At 62.4% G+C, this 713-nt stretch carries 1 protein-coding gene; it reads right to left on the reverse strand.

Annotated elements, in window-relative coordinates:
* Nucleotides 1–676, reverse strand: a 676-nt coding sequence (locus GY725_25150; protein ID MCP4007480.1) for a beta-lactamase family protein, incomplete at its 3' end; no start/stop codon positions are given.
* Between the last annotated feature and the right edge of the window lie 37 nt (nucleotides 677–713).

Genomic DNA, 713 nt, shown 5'->3' on the forward strand with positions numbered 1-713 from the left:
CGTAGCCGTCGGCCCGGTTCTTGACAATGTCCGACTCGCTGATGACGCGCGCCGTCGTCATCCCGGCAGGCTCGAAGATGCGCTGCTTCAGGAACTCGCTCCAGTGCATATCGGTGAGCTTCGAGGTCAAAATCCCGAGGATCATGTAGCCGGTGTTGCAGTAGCTCCATTGGCTGCCGGGCGCGAACTCGAGCGGAAACTTCGTGGAGATCTCCAGGAGCTCCTCTTCCGTGTAGTCGCGTCGCGCTTCGTACGCGTCGTCTTCGGAATCCGAGATGCCGGAGGTGTGGGTCAGGAGGTGCCGGATCGTGATCCGGTGCCACGTCGCCGGGGCGCTCGGGAAGTGCAGGGCAAGGGGATCGTCCAGCTTCAGCTTGCCTTCCTCGGCGAGGAGCAAGATTCCGGCAGCCGTGAACTGCTTGCCGACCGAGGCGCTCTGGAAGATCGTGTCGGGCGTTACCGGAACCTCCAGCTCGAGATTCGCGAGGCCGTATCCCTGGACCCTGGCCGGTTTCCCGTTGCGGACGACGGCGATGGCGATGCCGGGGATATTCTGTTTCTCCATCGTGGCACGAACGTAATCGTCCACCTCGTCTCCCCACACCGGCGCAGCAACCAGCGCACATCCGAGAATCAGCAAACAGCCACGCAAGATGAGGGGAAACCGCTGACGCATGACCCGCTCCTTTCGAGGAGGGCTCGAGTTTACCGAG

This window comes from bacterium, from assembly GCA_024226335.1.
Taxonomy (GTDB): domain Bacteria; phylum Myxococcota_A; class UBA9160; order SZUA-336; family SZUA-336; genus JAAELY01.